This is a genomic window from Candidatus Megaera venefica (assembly GCF_034554655.1).
Taxonomy (GTDB): domain Bacteria; phylum Pseudomonadota; class Alphaproteobacteria; order Rickettsiales; family Rickettsiaceae; genus Megaera_A; species Megaera_A venefica.
In genome coordinates, this window is the sequence record NZ_JARJFB010000228.1 from 1 (window position 1) to 1,940 (window position 1,940).

A 1,940-nucleotide genomic window follows, 5' to 3' on the forward strand; every position below is an offset into this window, starting at 1 on the left:
AAAGGAGCTAACTGTTCTGCTAAAGGAGCTAACTGTTCTGCTAAAGGAGCTAACTGTTCTGCTAAAGGAGCTAACTGCTCTGCTAAAGGACCTAATAATTTTACTTGTTGCCTATCCTTATAAGCATTTAATACTTTTATGTTGTCTGTTGATATTAAGCCGAGTATCGTTAGGGGCTTTGTTGGGCGGTTATATGACCATGTTACTTTTCCTTTGCAAATAATTTGTACCAACATATCGTTGCTAGTGCCAATATTTTTACCCATTTGCAAGCTTCGAAATACGCCTTTTGGGTCATTAATCACAAGATTACTATGTCCCCGCACTACTAGCTTAAGCCTTGCTAAATTATCGCTAAAAACTACCTCGGCTTTAACCCCAGTTTTTATAGAATGTCTGTTTAACGCTCTGGCTACATCCGTAAAATCGCCGCCGATTTGCACCTTATGACCATTGAACCAAATATTCTCTTTAGCAAAAATAATAGTACCATTAATTACCCTGGTGTGATTAGTAGAAATATTAGGATAAGATGAACGTACTATTGCTACTGAACTCATAAAATATATTAATATGTTATTAAAAATTTATAGTGATTTTAATAATTAAAGATTATTAATGATTTATCGCATCCTATTAAACTTTTTATATAATGTCAATACTAAGAAAAGAAGGTAAAGCTCTAAGTTGACCCTTATTAAAATGCGTGTAACAGCACTTTAAAAATCAAGTTTGATTATAAATTGGTACAAAAATATGTATTTTTGTTTGTTTTGAGAAATATTAAATAACTAGACTCTAGTACAAGAAACGCTTACATATTCAATTTCTCTATACTAGGCTCTATAGCCTAAAGCTTGTGTTATATCTTATAAATTTATACGTTATATAAAAACTATATTGACTATATTGGCAAGGCAGTATATAAAACCTGCATATACATAATTTTGGGGATGTAGCTCAGGGGTAGAGCGTCTGCTTTGCAAGCAGAATGTCGGGGGTTCGATTCCCTTCATCTCCACCATCATTTTTACCAAAAAATATTTCCAAGTAATATTTAATTAATCCGAACTATGGATAAGATAAATATAATCCTTTTAAGCGCTGGTTATAAGGTCTGTAGCGTCCCAAGTGACATAAGGTTAGTGGCTGCTTTGGCTGCTTTATACCAGGAAAAATTATCCCTGAACGAAGATATTCCAAATTAAGAATTAGCACAAAAAAGTAATATAGGAATGTTAGGTCAAATTACAGAAACGGGGCAATTGATTTGCTGGAATTTCTTATTTTTGTACACAACAAATCATAGACCTAAACTAAATATAGCTACAAAAATAAAAAGATACTGCAAGTGCCAGAAAATAGGGCTACTGTCACCTTATGTCAACTGGGGATTAAGGATATTTATGAAACAATATGGGCTTATAAAGGCATTAGAGAAACTTAGTAATACAATTAAAGAAATTACCGAGGATAAAGGCTTTATAGAATATATAAAATCGACAAACAGAGAGGAAGCAAAAAAACTTGCTATACAATATTTTGTAGTAATATTAAAAAATTGCCAGCATCATCAAATTGATCCGCGATTTGTATATAAGCTACAAATTTTTCCTGAAATCAGTAATGAAATAAGAAATCTAATAAACACTTTTGAATTTAAGGATGAATATTCACAATCAGTACTTAGCTTTTTAGATAACGTTAATAATATGGAAACTAATCTCACGCACGGAGAAGTTTTACAAATGGGCAATTTAGACGAACTTGTAGCTGATGTATCAAAATATGAGGAACTAATAAATTTTATGTAAGTTTATCTTATTTTGCAATAAAGAACTATAATGAGGCTCTAGTACGAGACTTTCCATCTATTTGTGTAAATTCGATTATAGGCACTTAAATTCTCCCTTCGAATTTGATCATAAAATGAGCCATAG

The 1,940-nt window shown here is 31.9% G+C and carries 3 protein-coding genes and 1 tRNA gene; 3 read left to right on the plus strand and 1 reads right to left on the minus strand.

Features of this window, described 5'->3' with window-relative positions:
• The coding region (locus Megvenef_RS09215) for a hypothetical protein (protein WP_322777629.1) at positions 1 to 560 on the minus strand (560 nt) is incomplete at its 3' end.
• 389 nt (positions 561 to 949) lie between these two features.
• Between Megvenef_RS09215 and Megvenef_RS09220 the strand changes: the two genes are divergently transcribed.
• The 3 genes from Megvenef_RS09220 to Megvenef_RS09230 all read left to right on the plus strand — a co-directional run bounded on the left by Megvenef_RS09220 (position 950) and on the right by Megvenef_RS09230 (position 1,814).
• Positions 950 to 1,024: transfer RNA gene (locus Megvenef_RS09220), tRNA-Ala, on the plus strand.
• Between the two features lie 49 nt (positions 1,025 to 1,073).
• Positions 1,074 to 1,208: a hypothetical protein gene (locus tag Megvenef_RS09225; RefSeq protein ID WP_322777630.1), complete on the plus strand. Its 135-nt coding sequence runs from the start codon at positions 1,074 to 1,076 to the stop codon at positions 1,206 to 1,208.
• A 198-nt stretch (positions 1,209 to 1,406) separates the two neighbouring features.
• Positions 1,407 to 1,814 carry a hypothetical protein gene (locus tag Megvenef_RS09230; RefSeq protein WP_322777631.1) on the plus strand — a complete coding sequence of 136 codons (408 nt, stop codon included), beginning with the start codon at positions 1,407 to 1,409 and terminating at the stop codon, positions 1,812 to 1,814.
• Positions 1,815 to 1,940 lie beyond the last annotated feature (126 nt).

What these genes read in the sequence shown, in the direction of transcription:
- Megvenef_RS09225 (WP_322777630.1), top strand. Translation starts at nt 1,074, where the DNA reads ATGGATAAGATAAATATAATCCTTTTAAGCGCTGGTTATAAGGTCTGT.
- Megvenef_RS09230 (WP_322777631.1), top strand. Translation starts at nt 1,407, where the DNA reads ATGAAACAATATGGGCTTATAAAGGCATTAGAGAAACTTAGTAATACA.